At 62.3% G+C, this 23,482-nt stretch carries 14 protein-coding genes; 10 read left to right on the forward strand and 4 right to left on the reverse strand.

Features of this window, described 5'->3' with window-relative positions:
* Positions 1 to 389: 389 nt before the first annotated feature.
* Positions 390 to 1,307, forward strand: coding sequence for a DUF808 domain-containing protein (locus tag HND55_04270; protein ID QKK01941.1), 918 nt, complete (start codon positions 390 to 392; stop codon positions 1,305 to 1,307).
* Between the two features lie 328 nt (positions 1,308 to 1,635).
* Here HND55_04270 and HND55_04275 read toward each other — a convergent pair whose 3' ends face one another.
* Positions 1,636 to 2,268 carry a hypothetical protein gene (locus tag HND55_04275; protein ID QKK01942.1) on the reverse strand — a complete coding sequence of 211 codons (633 nt, stop codon included), beginning with the start codon at positions 2,266 to 2,268 and terminating at the stop codon, positions 1,636 to 1,638.
* A 353-nt stretch (positions 2,269 to 2,621) separates the two neighbouring features.
* On the opposite strand from HND55_04275, the gene HND55_04280 reads away from it, so the two are divergent.
* From HND55_04280 to HND55_04305, 6 genes are all read left to right on the forward strand, one after another.
* On the forward strand, positions 2,622 to 5,246 hold the full coding sequence (locus tag HND55_04280) for a hypothetical protein (protein ID QKK01943.1): 2,625 nt from the start codon (positions 2,622 to 2,624) through the stop codon (positions 5,244 to 5,246).
* A 452-nt stretch (positions 5,247 to 5,698) separates the two neighbouring features.
* Positions 5,699 to 6,694, forward strand: a complete 996-nt coding sequence (locus tag HND55_04285; protein ID QKK03982.1) for a formylglycine-generating enzyme family protein — start codon at positions 5,699 to 5,701, stop codon at positions 6,692 to 6,694.
* 556 nt (positions 6,695 to 7,250) lie between these two features.
* Positions 7,251 to 8,033 carry a hypothetical protein gene (locus HND55_04290; GenBank protein QKK01944.1) on the forward strand — a complete coding sequence of 261 codons (783 nt, stop codon included), beginning with the start codon at positions 7,251 to 7,253 and terminating at the stop codon, positions 8,031 to 8,033.
* A gap of 34 nt (positions 8,034 to 8,067) precedes the next feature.
* Positions 8,068 to 9,042 carry a hypothetical protein gene (locus tag HND55_04295; GenBank protein QKK01945.1) on the forward strand — a complete coding sequence of 325 codons (975 nt, stop codon included), beginning with the start codon at positions 8,068 to 8,070 and terminating at the stop codon, positions 9,040 to 9,042.
* Between the two features lie 462 nt (positions 9,043 to 9,504).
* Positions 9,505 to 10,392, forward strand: a complete 888-nt coding sequence (locus HND55_04300; GenBank protein QKK01946.1) for a hypothetical protein — start codon at positions 9,505 to 9,507, stop codon at positions 10,390 to 10,392.
* A gap of 519 nt (positions 10,393 to 10,911) precedes the next feature.
* On the forward strand, positions 10,912 to 13,875 hold the full coding sequence (locus tag HND55_04305) for a hypothetical protein (protein QKK01947.1): 2,964 nt from the start codon (positions 10,912 to 10,914) through the stop codon (positions 13,873 to 13,875).
* Here the strand turns inward: HND55_04305 and HND55_04310 are convergent.
* The gene (locus tag HND55_04310; protein ID QKK01948.1) at positions 13,858 to 16,524 is read right to left on the reverse strand and encodes a hypothetical protein; all 2,667 of its coding nucleotides are present in this window, start codon (positions 16,522 to 16,524) and stop codon (positions 13,858 to 13,860) included. The two genes, HND55_04305 and HND55_04310, sit on opposite strands and share 18 nt — an antisense overlap.
* Positions 16,525 to 16,947: 423 nt before the next feature.
* On the opposite strand from HND55_04310, the gene HND55_04315 reads away from it, so the two are divergent.
* A complete protein-coding gene (locus HND55_04315; protein QKK01949.1) occupies positions 16,948 to 19,086 on the forward strand; it encodes a hypothetical protein in 2,139 nt (712 codons plus the stop codon).
* Between the two features lie 289 nt (positions 19,087 to 19,375).
* Here HND55_04315 and HND55_04320 read toward each other — a convergent pair whose 3' ends face one another.
* Both HND55_04320 and HND55_04325 read right to left on the reverse strand, forming a co-directional pair.
* On the reverse strand, positions 19,376 to 20,443 hold the full coding sequence (locus HND55_04320; protein QKK01950.1) for a hypothetical protein: 1,068 nt from the start codon (positions 20,441 to 20,443) through the stop codon (positions 19,376 to 19,378).
* 148 nt (positions 20,444 to 20,591) lie between these two features.
* Positions 20,592 to 20,909 carry a hypothetical protein gene (locus tag HND55_04325; GenBank protein ID QKK01951.1) on the reverse strand — a complete coding sequence of 106 codons (318 nt, stop codon included), beginning with the start codon at positions 20,907 to 20,909 and terminating at the stop codon, positions 20,592 to 20,594.
* Positions 20,910 to 21,140: 231 nt separating this feature from the next.
* On the opposite strand from HND55_04325, the gene HND55_04330 reads away from it, so the two are divergent.
* Positions 21,141 to 22,856 (forward strand): hypothetical protein, encoded by a 1,716-nt coding sequence (locus HND55_04330; protein QKK01952.1) that lies wholly within the window; start codon positions 21,141 to 21,143, stop codon positions 22,854 to 22,856.
* Positions 22,844 to 23,365 (forward strand): hypothetical protein, encoded by a 522-nt coding sequence (locus tag HND55_04335; protein QKK01953.1) that lies wholly within the window; start codon positions 22,844 to 22,846, stop codon positions 23,363 to 23,365. Before HND55_04330 ends, HND55_04335 begins: the two co-directional genes overlap by 13 nt.
* Positions 23,366 to 23,482: the final 117 nt, after the last annotated feature.

Here is a 23,482-nt window from a genome sequence, read left to right on the forward strand (position 1 = left end):
TCCAAAAAGGTTGCAGGCGCAAACTCCAGGACCAGAACCAGCGAAACCGGGTCGCGCGCGATGTTTCCGTCTGCACGGGTCTTGTGATTCGGTCGGCTGGACATCAGCATCTGCTCAATGTTGGGTGAATTGGCCCGATTCCCCGTGTTGCACGGTTTGCCGGTCGTCTGTGGATGAATCCAGGCACGGGTTGGCATCCGGCTCATTCCGGTGGATCGGCGGCCTTCAACATCAATGCTTGGGCCGGGACGATTGCCCGGCAGAAGCAGCGTTCGGTCCCTTTAAGGCGCCGCATTCGAGTTTGTTATCGCTGGTGGCTGCCCCGGCACGAGCCACAAGCCGCCCCGACTGTGACAGACTGATCATCCAATTGCCGAACGGGATATTGCATGGCCGGAGCAAGCCTACTCAGCCTTCTCGACGACATCGCCACCTTGCTCGATGACGTCTCCGTGATGACCAAGGTCGCCGCCAAGAAGACCGCGACCCTGGTCGCTGACGATCTGGCAGTCAACGCCGAGCAGGTCACCGGCATCTCTGCCAAGCGTGAGCTGGCGGTCATTTGGGCGGTTGCCAAGGGTGCGGCGCTCAACAAGGTCATCCTGATCCCGGCCGCGTTGCTGATCAGCGCGTTCATCCCGTGGGCGATCGTGCCGCTGCTGATGCTCGGCGGTGCCTTTCTTTGCTACGAGGGCGCCCACAAGGTCCACCACAAGCTCTTCCACCGCCAGGCCGACAAGCAGGAGAAGGAGCAGCTGAAGAGGGCGTTTCGAGATCCCGGGGTCGACCTGGTGGCCTTCGAGAAAAAGAAGATCAAGGGCGCCATTCGCACTGACTTTATTCTGTCGGCCGAGATCATCGTCATCGCGCTGGGTGCGGTTGCCGCGGCGACGCTGAGTGTTCAGCTCGGCGCATTGATCGCCATCGGCGCGCTCGTGGTCGTGGGCGTGTACGGACTGGTCGCCGGCATCGTCAAGATCGATGACCTGGGTGTCCATCTGTCGAAGCGTGGTGGCGGGATCGGTCGCTTGGGAGAGTGGCTCATCGGCGCCTCACCGGTGGTGATGAAGGGCCTCGGAATTGTGGGCACCATCGCCATGTTTCTGGTCGGCGGCGGCATCTTCTCGCACAACATCCCCCGGATCGAGCATTTCTTCGAGGGTCGGGCGGCACTGACCGGCCCGCTGGAGCCGGTCACGCTGCTGTTGCTCGATGGACTCCTCGGCGTTGCGATCGGCGCTGTTGTTGTGGCGATCCTTTCGCTCGGCGCCAGGCTCACGCACAGGGGAGAGAATCCGACGGCCTAGTGGGCCATGCGGCTAATTAGGTAACACTCAGAGCCACTGTGCTGGTGCGAATCAAGGCGCGTTTCGCAGGGAATGGTTGTTCCCTTTCCAAGAAACGCAACGCCGAGTCGCGCCAGCACAGCGGCTTCCGAAGGGCCGCCGCACAAGCGCCGTGGGCGGCGTTGCACTCGCTTGAATTGGCGACAGCCAGACCTGCGCTCGCGCGCCTTGCCCACAACGCTTGTGCGACGGCTGAGTGTTACCTAATTAGCCGCATGGCCCACTAGCACTGAGTTTCTTCCGTCGGAAACCCCCATGGGTTGCGGGTGCCCTGGGTTCCTGAAGCTGTTCAGGGCCACTGCTCGTTCAACGTCTCTATTCGCTGCTCCAGATCCTCAGTGGCGACGGTCAATGCCCCTCTCAATCGTCGAGTGAAATCCGAAATTTCTTGCGGAAGGCTGACATACCAATGAAAGGTTTCTCGCAGACGTCCGTCGGGGTGATAGAGATAGGTCGAGCCTTCAGAGCTTTGCTGCAAGGTGCGAAGGTGGGCTCGAAGTGCCGTCACGCGATGCTGGATGCCGAGAATGGAGGAGTGTCCACCTGCCAGGTTGGCCAATATGCTTTCATCCAGGGCATCGAAATTCTCCGCCATGAAGGCTGATTCCAGGGTCAGGCCACGAAAGTCGAAAAATATGGGCTCGATATGAAGCGCCGGTTTTTGTCCCGCGTCAATCGCTGCAATGACCGGCAAAAAGCCCTGCTCCAATTGCTGCTGTTGAGCTGCAAGTAAGGCATCAAGTACTTTGAACTCGTGAATCAACGTTCTGCAGTATTTGATCTGAATGTGTCTTTCCCGACGCAGCTCCTGCATATCGCTGAAAACATAAGCCAGATAAACGCCAAGAAACACGATCAGGAATTCCAGAACCAAGGCGCCGACAGCGCGCTTTACCTTGGATTTGCGGAGCAAGTTGGGCATGAGAGTCGAGCCTTTCGTTGTCATAGGTGAGCCGCCGGTAAGCGAAGTACTTCAATCGTCGCAATTGGAATCACATTGACGACATGCATAAGCGCCAGATGGGAACGCCTGCCGAAAATACAGGTATTTCCGTGCCGGGGTTTTCCTGGCCAAGCCCGGCATCGGAAATATGGTAGAGCAAATCCCAGGGTGAAGTTCCAGGGCACCCTGAATTCATGCTGTCATGTGTTGTTCTTCGATGATGCCGGCGACCGGGAGCCTCCCGGTGTAATGACCCATGACAGGCTTGGACCCGTTTCTGCGCTTTATTGGACATGACGGAATCCAATTGTTCAGAGGACGAGGAGACACCCATGTCATCGATAATCGATCGCAGTACATGCGAATGGTCTGAAGCCCGGTGCCCGGCGGGTGTCTGTCGCAAAGTCCGGGTGGTGGGATGCCTGGTCGTATTCGTGCTTGCGCTCATCGGCAATCCAGCGATGGGCCAGAACGCTGAAAGGTCCGAGCCGTCATTGAGCGCGACGCTGCTCGACAGGCCGGTTCCTGGCAAGCCCGCCCGACTGGCGGTGAACTGGTCAGCCGGGACGTCGACGACACTCTCGCTTGCGATTTCCGACCAGGTCCTCCAGACCATGCAAATCAAGCCGGGCATGTCGGTGATCGAGATCGACTTTCCTGCCCGCGTACGGAACCAGGGGCTGATTGTGCAAGCCGATGGAGGCCACGAGGTCATCCTCGATATTCCTCGGGAGGGAAGCGGCGACTGCGCGTGGTCTCCCGGTGCCGTGGCCAACGGGCTGGACGACAGCGTCAATGCCATGGCCGTATTCGACGACGGCAGCGGCGAGGCGCTCTATCTTGGCGGTGATTCGGGTATCAGTCGATGGGATGGCAGCCAGTGGACCGTTCCCGGCGGCGGCATCGACGGCAGCATCGAGGCCGTGGTGGTGTGGGACGATGGCGGTGGGCCAGCACTGTTCGTGGGTGGATACTTCTCGGAAGCGGATTTGGTCGCGGCGAACAATATCGCGAAGTGGGACGGCACGTCCTGGTCCGCTTTGGGTATGGGAACCGATGACACGGTCGAGGATCTGGCGGTCTACGACGATGGCACCGGTGAAGTGCTCTTCGCTGCCGGGCAGTTCGAGCTGGCGGGCGGCCAGATGGTGCGCTTCGTCGCACGATGGGACGGATCCGGCTGGGATCGCCTTGGAAACGGAACCGCCGATGTCGTGGAAGCCCTGGCGGTCTGGGACGATGGTAGCGGATCCAAACTCTACGCCGGGGGCTGGTTCCAGGCGGCCGGCATCGTCAACGCCAACTACATCGCGCAGTGGGACGGCACCGCCTGGAGCCCGCTGGGCACCGGCGTTGGCGATATCGTTGAATCAATGGCCGTCTACGACGATGGGGCAGGCAGTGCGCTCTATGTCGGTGGGCGGTTTGAAGCAGCCGGCGGTAATCCGGCAAATTACATTGCCCGTTGGGATGGTGCATCCTGGAGTGCGCTCGGCGGCGGACTGAACGATACCGTGGAGGCATTGACGGTCGAGCCGGGAAATCCTGGGCCTACGCTCTTCGTCGGCGGTAATTTCAGTTCGGCGGGGGGGGCTGCGGCCAACCGGATCGCCAGCTGGGACGGCAGCGCCTGGAGCGCGCTGGGAACGGGAGCGGATCAGCCGGTGCTGGCCCTGCTGTTCTGGGATGACGGAACCGGATCCTCGCTTTATGCGGGCGGAGACTTCTCGGTTATCGGCGATATTCCGGCGAACTTTGTCGGGGCCTGGGATGGTAGCGGCTGGCGGCCCCTGGGCGAGGGATTCGACGGTGCCGTGGCCGCCTTCACGATTTGGAACGATGGCAGCGGAGAAGCACTCTATGCCGCCGGTGGCTTCGCCACCGCTCCGGGCGTGTTGGCCCGCCGTGTGGCCCGGTGGGATGGTGCGACCTGGAGCGCGCTGGGCGATGGAATTGGCGGCGGCGTCCGCGCACTGGCGGTCTACGACGACGGCAACGGCGAAGCGCTTTACGCCGGCGGAAATCTGTTCTGGGCTGTTGGGGCACAGACCATGGCCAAATGGGATGGCGATCAGTGGACGAGTCCGGGTGCTTTCTCGATCGGCGACGTCTATTCACTGGTCGTTTGGGACGACGGTAGTGGTGAAGCCCTGTATGCAGGCGGCAACTTCACGACGATGTACGGCACACCGGCCAATTACATTGCTCGTTGGGATGGAAGCAGCTGGAGCGCTCTGGGCGACGGACTGAGCGGTATCGTGCGCGCACTTGCCGTCTGGGACGATGGCAATGGAGAGGCGCTCTATGCCGGCGGATTCTTCGACGCAGCCGGGGGCGTTGCAGCCAGTCGAATGGCGAAATGGAACGGCACCTCCTGGAGCGCCCTGGGCAGCGGGGTTGGCGGTTTCAGCGTGTTGGCGCTTGCCGTCCATGACGATGGAATGGGCCAGGACCTGTATGCTGGTGGATCGTTCACGACTGCGGGTGGATCGCCTGCCAATCATATCGCGAGTTGGGATGGCAACACCTGGAGCGCACTGGGGGACGGGATGAACAATTGGGTCTTGGCGCTCGGTGTGATCGATGACGGCAATGGCGAGACGCTCTATGCGGGCGGCGATTTCACTTTCTCGGGTTCGACGGAAGTCAATTATCTGGCCCGTTGGGACGGCTTGAACTGGAGTGGGCTCGGAAGCGGGATGGACGACACTGTTTATGCCCTGCAGGCCTTTCCTCACGGCGCCAGTCCAAGACTCTTCACGGGTGGTGGATTCCGTGAAGCAGGGGGCATGCCATCCGCTCACTTTGCCGAATGGAGCTGCACCGACAGCAGCCCGATCTTTCAGGACCGATTCCAGGGGTCGTTCTCACTGAGGCCGAGCGAGTCGATGCGATCAATTCAGCGTACTGCTTTGGCCGTCGGCGCAGCCTTCTGGGCCGGCGATCGAGGTCAGTGATATGCTGACAGGCGCTGATCCGTGCTGCATGGTCTCGGACAAAGGAGAAGGAAATGATGAATTACAGAATGGTTGTGTGTGCCTGTGCTCTGATGCTGTGTGCTCCGGCCTGGGGCCAGGTGACCTACCAGGTCGACGACGGGACGACGGAGAACGCGGTCGGCCTCCCCGAGGGCGGCGACGTTTGGTGGGCGAATTCGTTCACGGCCGTAGCCGGAGGCGAATTGATCGAGGAGATCCGGATCGCTTTTCGCAACGGCACAGTGACGGCAGGGCAGGGGTTCTCTGTTCACGTCTACGAGGACTCCGACGACGACGGCGATCCGACCACCGGCACACTGGATCTGCTCGCCTCTCAGAACGTCACCGTGGCCGACGCGTCCGGGGAGACGTTTCAGTCGATCACCATCGGCCCGGCCACCGTCTCCGGCGGTTTCTTTGTGGGTGTGGTGATGACGCACGCCGGTGGGCAGTGGCCGGCGGCCCTGGATGAGACCGCCAGCCAGCAACAGAGTTGGATTGGGGCTGCGGGATCCGGTGCCCTGGATCCGGCTGATCCTGTCGGCAGCTCGACAACAGTAGGTTTGGCACTAATAGATGATGTCGGGTTCCCCGGCAATTGGACCTTGCGCGCCCTGGGCGGCCCCGCTGCCCAGGAGGACGCGATTTTCCACGATCGATTCCAGCTGTCCGGCCCGGGCGATGTCTTCAGCGACTGTACTGACTGCCCGACCATGGTGATCATTCCGGCCGGCAGCTTCACCCAGGGCAGCCCGCCTGACGAGCCCCAAAGCTACAGCGACGAGCGCCCGCAGCATACGGTCAACGTCCCGGCCTTCGCCATGGGCCAGCATGAGGTGACCTTCGACGAGTGGGATGCCTGCGTGGCCGACGGCGGCTGCACGCACACCCCTGACGACCAAGGCTGGGGCCGCGGCGACCGCCCGGTGATCGCTGTGAACTGGAACGACGCCCAGCAATACGTCACCTGGCTGAGCAACAAGACCGGCCACACCTATCGCCTACCGAGCGAATCGGAGTGGGAATACGCCACCCGTGCCGGCACCACCGGCCGCTTCAATACCGGCGACTGCATCACTACCGACCAGGCCAATTTCTACGGGCCCGATCCGGCCCAGGGCTGCCCCAGCGGTGAATACCGAGGCCAGACCCTGCCGGTGGGCAGCTTTGCCCCCAATGCCTTTGGTCTGTACGACACCCACGGCAATGTCTGGGAATGGGTGCAGGATTGCTGGAACGGCAGCTACGAGGGCGCCCCCACCGATGGGAGTGCCTGGATGAGCGGCGATTGCAGCCGTGCCGTGTTGCGCGGCGGCTCCTGGAGCTACGACGGCAGGGACGTTCGTTCCGCCAACCGCCACTGGAGCCCCCGCGGCTTTCGCTACGGCAGCCTCGGCTTCCGTGTCGCCAGGTCCGTAGCGCTTTGAACTTTGTGCTTTTACCCTTTGCCCTGCCCGCGCGTGAGCGCGGGCAGGCGTACACCGCGATCTGAAACCCTCCAACATCCTGACCACTGAACGCGACGCACGAGTGGTGAACAAGACGGGATAACGGGCCCGCCGTGCCGGCCCGGAAAGATGTCACCATGCCGCCGATCCGGACGTGTGCATCGCCCCGGCGTTGAGCGTCGGAGCACATCATTGAGCGGGTGCTGATCCAGACCCTGAGTCGCCGACGCCAGTCACTCTCCGAGTCAAACGAATCGCGGAATCAAAGACGTCTCGCGATACCCGTGAAATACATATGCAGGGGCCGGCCGTCGGGCTTGAAACGGGCTTGCACGGAGCGGCGCTCCTGGTCCGGATTTTCCCGAACAGCAGTATCAGGCCGGGCTTTCAGGGCCGCGGTCATGATTGGTCACAAGCCGGTCAGGCTTGCAATGGCGAGGTTGTGAGAGGGTTTGGGCAGCGCAACGAAACCCGGGCAGCGTGCGCGGTGCATTGTTGCTCGGCACATTCATTGAATGACTAGAGGAGATTGACCATGAAGACGATACAGCGCTCCATTGGCGCAGTACTTTCCCTTGCGGTGACGGCTGCCTTTGCCGTCGAGACCCCGTCGGACTTCACGGACGCCGACCAGGTCATGGCCTCCATCGAGCACATGCGCTCGGCCTGCGCGGCGGCCGGGGCGGACGGCTGCGTGTCTGAATGCGACACGGCCGAGCGTCTGGTTGGCAGTCATCTGGCCAAATCGACGGTCATCCCGGTTGCGGTCGAAAACAACTGGAAAATCTGCAGTGAGGCCTATGCCGAGTCGCTCCAGGCGGCGCCGGCGGCGATCGACTACGACAAGTTCGTCATCGATGGCTTCACCTTGCTTGGTGATCTGCGCGCCCAGCGCGGGCGCTTCGACACGCTCGAAGCCCGCGGCTGGCTGGCCGACCTGAACACGGAAGGAACCCACCGGCTTCGCTTCAACGGCGCGGACGAGCCCGATGCGGTCGAACCCGATCCGGTGCTGTTCTACAACGGCATTGTCACCGATACGGGTCACACCCAGGTTGAAGCGACCGGCGACGGCCGCATTTATCGCATTCGCCATGTCGACAAGGGCGAGCCGGCCGCCGATGCCCGCGCGCAGATCATCGCCCGCTGGGGCGAGCCGCACGCGGATGACGGCTACATCATGCAGTGGGGCTGTCAGATCAGCAATATCGAAGGCTGCATCTCGGTCGAAATCATGCCCCACCAGATCGAATATCTGGCCATCGATGAAAGCATTCGTCCGGGCTGGGGGGAAATCTACGATCGCCAGCGTCGTTAAGACAGAGCCAGCCTGAGCTGTCAAGGAGATCAAGATGCTGCAACTCATTGGCCTTGCCCTGTTGCTTTTGCTGGGCCTGGTCGCTCTGGCCGGGCCCATCAAGACCCGGTTCGACGCGCTCGGGCCCGTTGTCGAGAAACTCGAATCGATCGCCGGCTGGCTGGGGCTCGCCGCGGCGGTCTGGGGTCTGCTCGGGCTGATTGGCTTGATCATCGGTATTGGCGGACTGTTCAGTGCGCCGCTGAGCTGGTTTCTGGGCCTGGCAGCGGCTCTGGCGCTGGTCGCTCTGGGCCTGAGTTTCGGCCTGGACACCGCACGCGGTTTCCTGCCCACAAGCGGACCGCTGGCCAAGCGGTTCGAGGCCGGGCACCAGCGCTTGCAGCCACTGCGCCCCGCGCTCGGTGCGGCGGCCTTCGGACTGACCATTGTGCTGGCCGGCTCGCTGCTGGTTGGGGGCGGGAGGACGGCTACGATGCTTACCGGCCCGGCCGGAGCCATGGAGGGCTGCGTGGAAACGACCTCCGCGTCGGGCCACACCATGATGGAGTGCCCAGTCGACGAGCTGGAAGCGCCCGAGGGCATTCGCCTGGTTGACGGTCGCATCGAGAGTGACGCCCATCCGGATGCATTCATGCGCACCGACGACTTTGCCGTCAGCCTGGGGCGGTTGACGGCCGGAGAAGTTCCGGCCTTTTACGGGCGCGGGCGGGTCGGCTACTTTCGGGGCGACATCTACCTCCAGGGCATCGTCAAGATGGGCGAGATCATCCCCGGTCACAGTTACCAGGACACCAACGGCAATCGATTCGACCTGGTTTCCAACGAGCAAGGTCATCTCGAGGTCAAGGTCGGTCATCGGGTCATTGCGGAGGTGCTTCCCAACGGCGTGGTTCAGCGCGACGGGCAGCCCTATGGCCAGGTCGCCAATGTTGACTTCTATCGGCGCAGCGAGATTTTGCCCCTGTTCGTGATCGCCTATCACCAAAGCCCGCTGTTCAAGCGTCGTTGATTGTCCAGCCTGCGACCTGGTCTGACCGGTCTCAGCCAGGTCTTGCGCATGGGGAAACGATTGAACTTCTGAACGACTCGGGGCAAAGCGGGCGCAGCGACCAGGGTTGCGGCCGGGCGCGGGAACAGGCGCTGCCATTGCCTGCGAGTCAGGCCTTGCAGCTAAACGCGCTCCGACTCGCCGGAAGTTACACCATGAGCGGCAGAGTGCATTTGCATAACCGCGAGCCGCACCTCCATTAAGCTGACAGACCGCAGGCGTCCATATAAAGTCCCGAATTGTCTCCGGATTCTGTTGGCCCTTGATGTGAATCGGAGTCTGCCGCCCCGGCAGCATCTTCGTCCTGCAGCGGTCACGGGCCCAGGGATGCACCTCAGGTCGGCTGTCAACTGTCTGTCGCACAGCATCGGGTAGACTGGCTCACGAGCAGCCAGACCTGAACAGCAAACTCCGGAGGGTGTCATGAAGATGAGAACGTTCTTGATCCTGAGTCTCGCGGCAGTGGGACTGTTGGCGGGTTGTTCGCAGGCGCCGAACGACGACTCATCGTTGAGCGTTAGTGGTGTGTCCGATGACGCGGCCAGCGCAGGTGAGCCGATCGCGCGCGAGTTGATCGACGAGGGACGGGTTAGCGCCATCTCGCGCCTGCTTGATCAGGGCGCCGATATCGACGCGCCCAACGACCAGGGGGCCACGCCGTTGATGGTCGCCATCGCGATGCGCAAACCTCAGGTAGTGGACTTGCTGCTCGAGCGCGGTGCCGATGTCAATCGCGCATCGAAAGGTGGCGAGACGCCGCTGGTCAGTGCCGTGATCACCAACCAGGTAGAGCTTGGCCAGCGGCTGGTCGCGCATGGCGCTGATCTAAGCCCTCAAAGTCTGACGGGTGCGTTGGCGCTGGGCACGGCTGCCCATCTGGGTCACGAGCACTGGGTCCGGTTCTTGGTTGAGAATGGTCTTTCACCGAACGCGACCGATCAACGCGGGATAATGGCTCTGCAGCGTGCGGCGGCCCGGCCCAGCCCCGCGATGGTTGCCCTGTTGCTCGACCTCGGTGCTGAACCGGATCGGCCGAATGCCCAGAATCGGGCGCCGTTGATCGACGCGGCCGGTGCGGGTTGTCTCGACTGCGTTCGCGCCCTGCTGGCTGCCGGGGCCGATATTGACCGGCAGACGACGGTTTATCGCCATACGCCGCTGCTGGAGGCAACGGTCAAACGCCGGCCCGAAGTGGTGGCGCATCTAATCGAACAAGGTGCGGATCGGACCCTGACTGATGACGAGGGATTGACCGCGCTGGATCATGCCCGCCGCATGAACGCAGACGTGCTGGTCGGTCTGCTGGAATGAAGCCGTACTGGGTCACGCTGACAGTCGACGTATCCAGGGCGGGCATCAAGCGTGCCAATTCCAGTCTGCAGGCCCGAATCAGGGTTCAATGCGTCGGTTGCATCCCTTGAAGATGGCGCCCAGCCGGCTTTCGTCCGGCCCGACTTCCCACAGCTTACAAACGTTGCCGTTGCCTTGGGGCTGCCAGCCGATCCGGTCGAAAACGGTTGGGCCGCAGCCTCGCCCGCGCCGCTGCACAAAATGTCGATCTCGATTCAGAACCTTACAAGGGTGAGATAAGAGCTGTAACGGACGCCGCGCGCTGACTTCCGGAGCGGCCGGCGGACGCGGCGCTGTTTCAAACCCGGGACTGGACCGGTCAATCGAATGGAAACGGTCTCAGGAATGGCACCGATTCACGACCGCCTGATCTTCATAACGCTGATTTAAAAAGCTTTTCTAGCTTTTGGCATGTTTTGTGCTATTTCTCCTTCTGACGCGGCACATTCAGCCGATTAGCAGATCCACGGAGAACTTGAAATGCGTTTGAAGCAAATCGTCCTACTGACCCTTTTTCTTCTCCTCTCGGTGTCGGCCAGGGCAGCCACTTTTTATGTGACCAGCACGGCCATTGAGGATCCGGCTGTCACCGTTTGCACGCTCGGCGCCCCCTGTCATCTGAACGACGCGCTGCGCCTGGCCGCCAACAACGGTCAGGACGACTCTGTTCTTCTGGCTGGGCCATCCACATTTGTCGGCCAGAACTATTTCTACTATTCGCCTTTTCCATCCGATCGGGACCGGAACCTGAGCCTGCAGGTGGTCGGTGGCCTTGGACTGTTTGATGGCAGCGGCCAAGGTATTCTGTTGAGCCTGACAACCGCCGGCAACGGCACGATCAGCGTTGATGGGATCACGCTCAGAAATGCAGGGGGACAACCGTCTCCGTTTATCGGACTGGTTCTGGCCTCAGACGGCGATGTCACGGTCCGCAACGTCTCGGTCAGTGATATCGATATTCAATACGTCTGGCCGCCGGACCCGCCGGACTACCATCCGGCTGCGCTGTTGGCCGATGCCGGCCGCGTGTTGCGGATCGAGGACAGCCGTTTCGAACGCATTTCCACCGCAGCCGTGCGGGCACGAGCCGATCGCATGGAAATCAGTGGCAGCAGCTTTGTCGAGAACGGTGACTACAACGGCCTGTCCTATGCGGCAGTGGATTTTGCCGGGTATTCTGCTAGCATTATCAACAGCCACTTCCAGGGCAACAAGAGCGCGAGCGTCCAGGCGCCCGGCGCGCTCGATCTTGATATGTCGCTGGTTGGCCTGCCGACGGTGACCGGCCAACCCACTCGACTGACCGGCAACGTTTTTATCGACAATAACACTTCATCTTCGGGCGGCGCCGTGAGAATTGAGCGGCATACGCAGTATCTGGGCGAAATCGAAATCGATCACAATCTGTTTCGCGGCAACAAGGCCCGTTCCGGCGGTGGCCTGTACCTCTCTACCGGGTCGATGATCCGGGTTCTGATGCGCAACAATGTTTTTTTCGACAACGAAGTTGATACGCTCTCTGGTGGGGCGCCTCAAGGCGCTGCGGTCAGGGCCCATGTCGCCAAGGAGTTGCGCGCACTCAACAACACAATCTCGTTCAACACCACCCACGGCTCCAATAGCGGAGCGATGCACGTCAACTCTGCCAGTCTGGATACCGCGGTCGTTCTGCACAACAATATCCTGCGCCACAATCGCACGACCGTGTACATGCTCGAAGACGATGATCTGATGATCCAGGGCGACCCGAATGCCACCGTCGTGCTGCGAAACAACAATATCGGCGTACAGAGAGTCTTTCCAAGACAAACGCCCACCGCCCTCACCGACGTCGGTCGGATCAGCGCGGATCCCGGCTTCGTTGATGACGCCAACCGTGATCTGCATCTGCTTGCTGGATCGGCACTGATCGATGCCGGAACCGCGGTGAGCAGCTACCTGCCGACTTCCGATATGGACGGCCAAACCCGGATACAGAACGGTGACATCGACGTCGGCGCCGACGAGTTCTCCGGATTGCCGCTGCGCACGCTGTCGTTGAGCAAGGTGGGTACGGGACAGGGGTCAGTGGCCAGCGTGCCCGCCGGCGTGGCCTGCGGGTACAGCTGCGGCTCGAGCAGCGGCAGCTTTGATCAGGGCACCACCGTGGGGCTCATGGCCCTGGCCGATACCGGATCGCAATTCGTTGGCTGGGGTGGTGATTGCACCGGCACCATGCTGGGGACTTCCGTGGTCATGAACACTAACCAAAGCTGCACGGCCCAATTCGACGAAGCGCGCTTTTCAATCCGGGTAACCGGCAACGGGCCGGGTATGGGCAGCGTCGGCGCCGATCATCCGGGCTTTCCCGGACTGGTTTATCCGATTGCAATCTACCAGGAGCTGACCGATCTCCCGCTGGGCAGCAACGTGACGTTTACTGCCGGCATGTCCGATTCCCTGCATCACCTGATCTGGAGCAACTGTGAGTCACTCGGCGGCCAGGTCTCCGGCAACTACTCGAATCAGGCGACCTGTGCGCTGACCAATATCTCGTCCAATATGAATCTCGACGTCACTTTCAACAACTGGACCATTCTCTTCCCGCTGCGCTCGATGACCATCCAGAAGACCGGAAGCGGCAGCGGCGCGGTAAGCTCCCAACCGGCCGGCATCGACTGTGGTGCGACCTGCCAGCACGATTTCGGCTGGAACACGCAAGTCCAGCTTTCCGCCATACCCGATTCCGGATCAAGGTTTGCCGGCTGGTCCGGCGACTGCACCGGAACGGCCGGCGGCACGACGGTTGTGATGGATGACAACAAAACCTGTCAGGCGCAGTTCGAGCAGGGCCGGCAATTGACAGTCGAGATGTATGGTGATGGGGAAGAGACGCTTGCTGATCAGACCGCCGGGAACTTTGTCCAGTACCCGGCTGTTTCCACCTACCAGGCCCTGCACAACGATGGTGGCCCGGTGACCATCACCGCCACGACCGGGCCTGGGCAGTATGCCTGGTTCTTGAATTGTGACGACCCGTCCATGAACATGACCGTTTATGACAACGCCAGCACGGCCGCGCGTTGCGAGATCGGCACAATGAATCAGAATGCCCTGCTGGACGTCATGTTCTTTTATGAACAATACATGTTGACGCTGTCGGGCAGCGGCACTGGCAGCGGCACGGTCGTTGAGCTCAACGGTCATCTGGTTCTGGACTATCCACTTGACTCGGTGGTGAGTACGCCATTCCTGAATCACGGAACCCAGCTGGAATTACTCGCCCAGGCCAACGGCAACGACACCGTGCACTGGGTCGGCTGCAACGGGCCGGGCACGCTGGTCATTGGTGAAGGCACCAGTGTCAGCACCTGCTACATCAGCCTGTATTCCGATCAACCCGTTGAAGTCGAGTTTCGTCCGCAGGCCCAGGGCGACGAGATTTTCTCAAGCCGATTCCAGTAGCCGAACGATGCCCGTGTCACCGTCAACCTCCACGTGCTGGCCGTCTTGCAGCTGTTCCAGCAGACGGTCGATGCCCACCACGCAGGGTTTGCCGTACTCGCGCGCGACCAGTGCACCGTGCTGCAGCATGCCGCCGACTTCGAGCACGATGGCGGCTGCATTCACGAACAACGGCGTCCAGCCGGGGTCGGTCGTATAAGCCACGATCACATCGCCCTTTTCCACGGCTTTCTCATGGGGTGTGTTGAGCACCTTGACCGGGCCGGACACGACCCCTGGCGACACTGCCATGCCCGTCAGCACGCCAGGCGTCGCTTCGCTTGCCGAAGGGCGCGGAATTCGCCCGCGTGAGTCAATCACCAGCGGAAACGAGGTGACCAGCCGGTTCAGTTTCTTCTGAAAGCGGGTGCGCTGCTCGCTGATCGCCCTGAGATCGGCCCGGCGGCCTGGCTCATCATCGCGCAAATGCTCGAAAGCCAGCGAAAACACGTCGTCTGCCGCGTCCAGTTTTCCCTGCTTGACCAGACGCCTGCCTGCCGCCAGGGCGCGTTTGCGCACGCCGTAGCTGTAGAGTACAAGCAGGTGTTTCGGCAGGTCGCGGGTGCCGGTGAACAGCTCATTGAGGCGGTAGATCCGCCGCAACAGCCGACGGCGAATCGGGCCGAAGCGCGCCATCAGCGCCTGATACGCTGCGTCCCGCTCCGCGGCCCGGTGCTGATGTGCGCTGTCCGGATCAAATTCCGGGTCGTCCACGGCCATGAAGGACATCTGCCGCAGCATGAGACGCGGGTCATCAGCGTAGCGCGCGCTGGCCAGATCCATCTCCAGGGGGCCGCGCCATCCAAAACGGGCATGGAACGCCTTCCATTCGCCCAGGAATTCCGCCGGCATGTTGCCATGCCCGATCCTCTCTGCCAGTTGTTCGAGGTCGCTGAAATCCTCGTGTTCAAGTTGCTTGGCCAGGCGATGCAGGGCGATGCCCATCTCGACAACGATGTTCCCCGGCGTGCCGGTCTTGATCCTGGCTGCAAGGGCTCGTGATGCCCCGTTGCGGCGTCGAACGAGCCGGTCCGCCGAGACCATGCCCACGAGCAGGGCCGGCATCAGCACATCGAACATCTCGTGCGCCATGCGCGTTGCGTAGCGGCTGCGAAACTCATCCAGAGCCAGTTCGGAGTCGATCTGCCCTTTCAGTTCCGTTTCGAATGCATCCACCTGCTGACGATAGACGCGGTATGCGCGCTCCGGGGCCAGCACGGCGCGCAAGAGATTCCCGAAGAACCGACGGGCGCGCCACAGCGCGCGGGGGATCCGCCACAGCAGCCGGACACTGATCCAGGCCGGTCGTTGGCGGGCGCGGTAGCGCCTGCTGTCCACGCTGCGCAGGATGCGCGCCATCAAAACATCGGTCGGTGCCGCGCTGCCGGCGATTGTGTCCGCACTCGCCAGCCACAGAATGCTGGAATAATTGACATACATGCGCCCGCCGGCAAAAAAGAACACCGAGTCCCTGGGCGCGACATTCTGTTCCAGCGGGCCAAGCCAGTTCTCGATCATCATCGAAAACAGGTGCTCCAGGTTGTCGAGCCCCAGTGGCGAAATCGGCGTGTTGGTGGTCATGCCTTTCGACAGCGCAGCATCTGCGTAGAGCCGTCGTCGTTCACCCGGCGCGGTCATCATCTCCGCAGTTAGTGGCACATAGCGGGTAATGGGCCGCGCCTGCAGCACATGAAGCCCGTCTGCAGTGTAGGCCCACTCGATGTCGATGGGCAGGCCGTACAGGTCTTCGACACGGCAGACCAGGTCGGTCACTTCCCGCAGCTGCGCGTCGCTCAGGCTGCGCTCGGCACAACGGTGACCGGTACGCTCAATCACACCGCTGTCCGGGTCCAGCCAGTAGGAGACCTGCTTGTCACCCGGCGTCTCCTCCACCAGCCGGCCCGCCACCTTGTCGACAACGAAATGATCGGGTGAGGTGGCGCCATCCACGACCGACGTCCCCAGGCCCCAGTTGGCCGTGATGACCGCTTCGTCGTAATCGTTGGTCACGGGGTTGAGCGAAAAGGCCACGCCGGCGACGGTGCTGGCAAGCTGCTGCTGGATAACTACGGCGATCCGCGGCGACCAGAGGTCGACGCCCAGCGCCTTCTTGTAGCTCAAAACCCGTGGGTCAAACAGCGACGCAAAGCAACGGCGCAGCGCCGTTTCGAATTCGTCCGCATGAACGCCCAGCACGGTCTCGTAACCACCGGCAAATGACGCCGAGGCCAGATCTTCGTCCGGCGACGACGAGCGCACGGCAAAGCGTTCAGCACCGCCCGGGACTACGAGTGCCTGATGCAAGGCCGCAAGCGCCCGTTTCTGTTGAGCCGTCATCGGATAGGACAGCGCCGACTTCTTCACCGCATCGCAATGCGGTACGAACTGCGCCGGATCAGCCTCGACGAGCTCGCGCCATGCTCTGGATTGTCTCACCGCCTCCAGCCAGGGGGCGAAGAACCGGACCGTCAGCACCGCACCGGATGGTACGGGCAGGCCGGCGTTGATCATCCGAATCAGTGAGTCAGCCTTGCCGCCCACCTCGACGATGGTCATGCCTTCGGCGCCGGGGAACCGGGCGACCAGCGGACTATCGACCCGTGCCGGCATCGATGCTCAAGTACCGTGCAGAGGCGAATCCCGCAGTAACCAGAATCGACAATGGAGCCAGCAGCCTGCAACGCATGGGCACCAGCGGATGTGAGGCGATGGCTCTCATTCTAGCGCCACGCCGGGGAACAATGTCACCGCTGATGTGGCGGTCAGTCCCCGAATCCCGGCGCTGGCTGATTCAACCGGGATTGCGCCGGTCAAGCCCGACCGACCGAAAAGCAGCGAGGTCCAACACCAGGCTGACCGGGGCAGGGCAGAGTTCTGAGCCGCTCCGGATACTGCGCGAATTCAGGGAACAGGGCGCCCGGGCTGTGCGTGCAAACTTGATGAATGTCACGTTTTGGAAATTATTTCATGATAATGTTCACCATCAAGCGGTGCGAGTGTCGTGCCGGACAGCTTTCAAAAGGGAGTTGCTGCATGACCTTAATGACTCGCTCCGCGGCTGCGTTCGCGGCCTGTCTCGCTGCGCTGGTGCTGCCCGCTGGCGCCGAAACCAACCGGTCGGATTTTCCCGTGGCTGGAGCGTCGTCGTTCAGGGGAACGCTGAACAGCGCAACGCGCACCATTTTTCTCGATCTGGATGGCAACGCCGTCAGCGTTGCCTCTCCGATCACCTATCATCCCGGCTTCGATCGTTATTACGGCTCGGGTACCGGGGGCCCCGGCGTGACCGGCATGGTGTTCGGGCCATCCGGCGGGATCCCGGTATCGACCGTCGCGCCCTTGAACATCGACCCCAGGTCCTGGGTGTACAACGCCAATACCGCTCAACTGGAGGTTGTCTCCTGGAATGCGGTCAACGGCCCCGGTGGCCTGATTCTTCCCGGCACCGACGCCTCCGGCAACCTCACCGGCGCGACCACACAACTGCTTTCCGATCTGCCGGGTCTGCTGGGATCCCAGACAGCGCCCGCTTATGACGCCGGTGCGGATGTCTTCTATTCGCGCTCGAGTTCGAACACCGTCAACATCGTCAATCGAAGTGACGGCTCCCTGGCCGGCTCGATCAACCTCGATTTCGTCGCTGCCGGCATCTCGAGTGTCCCCGATGACGGGATTGTCCACCTGCCGGGCTTCGACCTGCTGGGCGTCGTGGATCAAGCGACCGACGTTGTTGCCCTGTTCGACACCAGCGGGAACTTCGAATCGGCCGCGCAGCTCGATATTGACGTCAACAGCGGCTCGCGCCGGCCCGGTTTCGCCAATGGCCAGTTGTTCGTGTTCGACGATGTCCGCGAGGGCTGGCAGGGTTACGAAATCCCGGGCCTGGTGACAGACGGAGTGTTCAGCGACCGGTTTTTCCAGGATGAGCTGAGTACGAGTGGCAGCTGGACATGCGCTATTGGCACCAGTTGCCAGGATGTCTACGAGCTCGATCTCGAGGCGGGCGCCGTGGTGACCATCAGGGTCAGCGATCTGACCGGCAGCTCGAACGCGCGCGTTGCCGCGTTCGCGCCGGGCGGAAGTCTGGATGGCGACAATGCGCTGCTGGGAACCAACAGCGATCGCTTGTGCGCGGCGCAAGGCGCCGAAGAGGAAGCGCGGTTCTTCACCGACCAGGCCGGCACCTGGCAGATCGCGGTCGGGCGGGACTGGGCGCGCAGCGGCGGTGCCTCGGGAACCTACTCGCTCTCGATCACCTCCTCGGTCGAGTTTCCCGGAGCGCTGACGGCCGTGGCCGATGACGTGGAAAGCGAAGCTGGGGGCGTGCTTTGTGATGCGTCCTATGTCGTCGATTCTTCATGGGCCTGCACGTCGGGAGAGAGCTGCCAGGACGTCTTCTCGCTCGGTCTTGAAGCGGGCAGCGACGTGGAGCTGGCGGTCACCGAAGTCACCGGCAACTCGCTGCCCCGGCTTGCGCTGCATGCGCCCGGAGTCGGCCTCGGTGATATCAACCTGCTGACCAACACCGATGAAGATCGCCAGTGCGTCGGGCAGGATGACTCGGATTTTCCCGCTCCCTATCCGGTATCGAGCACTGGCACGCACACCCTTGCAGTGACGCGTGACTGGAGTTTAAGCGCCGGTTCGAGCGGCGGCTTCCGACTGACCATTTCTGCGGGAGGCGAGAATTTTGTTCCGCCGCTGTTCATCGACAATGATGTCGACTCGCTGGCGCCGGGCGGGCGCTGCGGCTGGCTGTTCACCACCAGCTCGGATTGGGCCTGTACCGTGTTGGAGAGTTGCCAGGATGTCTTTGACATCGGGTTGCGAGCCGGTTCGACGCTGAGCGCTGAAGTGAGCGCGGTCACCGGTGCTTCGGTCGTGCGACTGGCTGCCTTCGCGCCCGGCGAGCCGCTGTCGGGGACCAACCTGTGGACCGGCTCGACGCTTGACTATTCCTGTGGCGGGCAGAATGGCGATGCGAGCCCACCACCGCTGTCGATCTCGGCCGATGGTACGTACCGAATCGCGTTCGGACGGGACTGGAACACCAGCGCCGGCGGAAGCGGCAACTACACCGCGTCGCTCGTCGTGCAGGATGGCTACGGTGGCGCGGTCGTGCAGACGATCGATGACGTGGACTCGCTCAGTGGCGGTTTTATCTGTCCTTAGCCCGCCTTATTCACCACTCGCTCTACTGCGACGCCGCCAGAGCCCGCATCTGCGCCGTTTCGCTCGGTCACGCATCCTCACAGTACAGGTGAGTGCGGTTCCGGTGCGCTCGGTCGCGAAACGCCCCATCTACACGCCCTGGCGACGTCTCGCGACGTGCGGGTGGTGAATGAGGCGGGCTTAGGCGAGGTCCGAATCCGTCTGCGGGGGGGGTGAGTCCGCTCGGTAGCATCCGCTCAGGCTGTCTGTGGATTGTTGCGGTTGGGATGTGCAGGATCACCCTGTGGGCTCACTGTTCCTTGACGAACCGGGTCCATTCCTGATCACTGATGCGCGGGTCGGTGCGCGGGTCGAACAGCGCACTATCGGTGGCGATGTACAGGCCGTCCGGGTTGACCCAGTAGTGGTTGCTGCCGTCTTCGACCCGGTAATGTTCGCCGGTTTCGTGGTTGCCGATGACGGTGTGCCCGGAGATCTGGTTGATACCTGCCGCGTGACCACCCGATTGAATGGCGTCGCGTTTCAAGTACCCCGCGTGGCTGATATCGAGGATATCGCTGTAGGTATTGCCCACCTGGCGCGCGGACTGGCCGGCGCTGGCAATCGCGGCCATACGCTGCTGATGTGCTGCCCGACTGCGTGCTGAAGCCTCGGCCCAGAAGGCTTCGTTGTGACGACGCTGGCTGATATGCCGGTTGTTCATCATCGCCTGCCATTGCGGGTTGATCCGGCCGTTTCCGATGGCGTGGCGGTAGTCGGCCAGCGCCTGTTCGAATACAGCTTCGGGCGCTGAAAGGCTCTGCGTGGTTAGTTGCCAGGTCGTTGCCTGCCGGTCACGGGAAACCATCTGGACAACGGCAACGAAGGTGCGTTGTCCCAGGTCGTCGGTCCACTCGGTGCCCAGCGCGTCGACGCTGCGCTGGACACCGGTTTGCGGCATACCGGCGATAAAGCGCTGCCAGAAGCCGCTGATTTCAGGCACCGGGTAGCTCCTGAGCAAGCGATTGCCCTGGGCTTGGGCGGCTGGAACGATTAGTTGCTGCAATGCCTGGTTCAGCGGCATGGGGGCCATTACCTGCCGGCCTTGTTGCCACGCCGTCTGCTGCCATGAAGGGTCGCTGGACCAGAAGAACTGGTTGTTGTCGGCCGGGTAGAGCTGAATGCCGCCGGGGCCGGAAGCAAATACCGGGGCGTGCTCGCCGTTGATCCGCCAGGATGCCGGGTAGGGAAACGCGGCCTGGACGATGCCGCGCTGCTGGTCGATGACCTCGTGATACTGCACTTTGGTCTCGGCGGGTACTGATGCGTGCGCCAGGATCACAACGATTGCTGCAATGTATCTGATGAATCGATCCATTTTTTTTCACCGTGCCTTATTCAGGTCAGATTTGCCCGAATAAGCGCAAAGCATGGTCGGATCGTGTCAGGGAATTCCGGTCTGCGCTTTCCACTGTTCCAGGATTCGCCTGGTTTCCTGCGCTTTGAAGGGAAAACAGTCGGCGCGGTCAGAGGTCGATGACGTGTCCCACTGCCGGGTCGGTACGGCCCCGGACCATCTCAATGATGACCTGCCGCGCCCATTCCAGGCCGCTGTGTTCGGCAGGCTCGATCAGCGCGTTGTCGGTGACGTAGTCGAAAAATGCCTTGCTGGCCTGGCCTGAAGGCCGGTTGAATTCACCGGCGCCCCAGTCCTTGTGGCGCCTGGCAATCCAGTTCGGGGCGAAGAAGAATTGCGGCCCTGGGCCGGGCAGATCGCGGTCGGGTTGGGGCGGGACCAGCGACTGGGCCGAGCCGACGCTGCAGTCGCAGATTCGTTCCTTCATATCGGACCCACACGATGCTTGCTTGGCCTGCCAGTTTACCCGGCTATTGCATCAATTCCCGGATGCAGGAGCCCGGAGAGTGGTGTTTCCGGGACGTGGCGCGGAGATTTTTCACCCGGAGCATGGTTCACACTGTCCAGCATGCTTGATGCATGTCGCCACACGCCCATCGAACAGTGTACGGGAAACCAAAGGGTAGAATTGACGTATCGACAGCCAGGACCACCAGCGGTGGCCGAAGCGATCAACATCCGATGCCGCGAGGGGAAACTCCGTATCGTCGATACGGTGTGCCGCGATCCCGTGGCCAACCACGACCGGACCGACCGGGCCGGAAGCCTGTGTCGTTTGCAATTGGCCTTGCTCAACGACCAACCAGCGCAGGCGCTGGCGATCCTCGAAAGCGACCCGACCCTGGCCTTCGAACGCGACGAGCAAGGGGCCAATCTGTGTCACGACGCCGCGCTGGGCGGCTCGCTGGGCGGCCTGCGGGAACTGGTCCGCCGTGGGCTCGACTGCGATCAGGTCAGCAATTTGCGGCGCACCGCGCTGTGCGAGGCAGCCTACATGCGCCGGCCTGAAGTGCTCGACTGGCTGCTTGCGCACGGCGCTTCGGTTGACATCCGGCCCAAGCAGGGTGACCGGCCAGCGTTCGAAGCCGTGCGACGCGGATTTTTCTCAGGGTTCGTGGCGCTGGTCGAACACGGCGCGACCTTCGACCAGGGCAACCCCAACGACCTCGGACGGGCACCGTTGCACTGGCTGGCCAGAGCGGGGGAGATTGCGGCCATACGCAATCTCCTCGCCCGGGGGGCGAACGTTGACCTCACCGATCGGCAAGGCCGAACGCCCCTGTTCCATGCCGCCGAATACGGGCAGGTCGAAGCGGTGCGTGTGCTGCTGGCCCACGGTGCACGCCTCGACCCGGTCGATGAGTTCGGCCAGACCGTTGTCCAGGTGGCCAGTCCATCCGCGCCTGAGGTGCTCCGCCTGCTCATCGAAGCCGGCGCCGATCTCGACCACCAGACCGGCCATGCCCCCTTGATTACCGTGGCCGCGGCAACCTCGGGCGATCTGGAACTGCTCGAAAAGCTGGTCGCACAGGGCCGGCCGATCGAGCCGCCCGATGGTCAGGGCCGCTCGGCGCTGCAGGCAGCCATCGGGTTTAAAAAACGCCCCATTGTCGACTGGCTGCTCGACCACGGTGCCGACGTCAACTACCGCGACGAACGATCCGGTGCCACGGTTCTTGCCAGCGCGGTCGAGACTGGCGAGCTGGCCATCGTCGAGCGACTGCTAAGCCGTGGCGCGCGCATCGATGCCACGACCAACAGCGCAGAAAGCGCCCTGTTTCTGGCCGCCAGCCGCGGCCACCTGGACCTGGTCGAATCCCTGGCGGACGCCGGCGCGGACATCGAGGCGCAAAACGGCCTGGGCATGCGGCCGTTGATGGTCGCCGCCTCGACCGCCGTGTACTGGAAAAAGGACGCAACGGCAACCGCGGTGGTTGAGTGGCTTTGCTCTCACGGGGCCGAACTGGATGTCGCCGATCGCAACGGCTGGACCGCCTTGCACCATGCCGCCGACTCGGGCCACGAACAATCGGCGCGGGTATTACTTGCCCACGGCGCGGCGCTGGCCAGCCGGTCCGCCGCCGGCAAGCGCCCGCTCGATCTGGCCGTCGAAAAGCCGGTTCCCGACCCCTACCAGGACCGCCGCTTCATTGTTCCGAAAACACCGCAGGAGGACCCCCAGGTCGGCGTAGTCAAACTGCTGTTTTACGCCGAAATGGAGGCCGGTCTGCACCCGTCCAGGCGCCGCTCCCTGATCCGAAGAGCCCGCCTGCACCGTTGCCCGCAGGTCGCTGAGTGGATGAAGGCCGAGCAGAAAACCGCCGAGAAACCCGGCAAAAAGAAACCCGAAAAGGACAACCAATGGCCAGGATGACGACGCAAGGCGGAATCACCATCAACGGCAAGTTCTACGCCAAGGGGGATGCGATCCCCTGGTACATCATCTACCCGTTTTTCATGGTTCATATGGGGGGCTTTGGGCTGTCCGGTTTTGTGATGGCCTACGTGGATGACGGTCCGGGGTTGTTTTTCTTGTACCTGCATGGCGGATTCGCCTGCCTGGTCTACGTGATCTTCTACCTGGCCATTTTCGGAGTCGACCGGGTCAAGTGGATGTTCATCAATGCCGGCCTCGGGCTGTTCGGTATTTACGCGCAGATCGAGTGGATCCTGTCGTGGTTCGGCAAGCGCGCCGCTGACTTCGGCCCGGCCGTGCACTTCATCCCGTTTTTCTACTATGTGCTCTACACTTTCCTGCTCCACCAAATGGTTCTCGACCTCAGTGGCGCGCGCAAAAACCCAACACGCCGGGGCCTGGTCGACGCGCTCTACGTCATCGGCTCGCTGGTCGTCTACGGCACTATCTGGTTGAACAGGCCCTAAAGTCCCGGCTGATCGCGTCGGGCCAACCCGGTGCTTCCCACGCCGGTGGCCGGGTGCATTAGGATGGGGCATACCCTGGCGCTGCGCCCGGGGGATAACGACACGTGCAGGCCGGAA

Source organism: Pseudomonadota bacterium (genome assembly GCA_013285445.1).
GTDB lineage: Bacteria > Pseudomonadota > Gammaproteobacteria > Xanthomonadales > Wenzhouxiangellaceae > Wenzhouxiangella.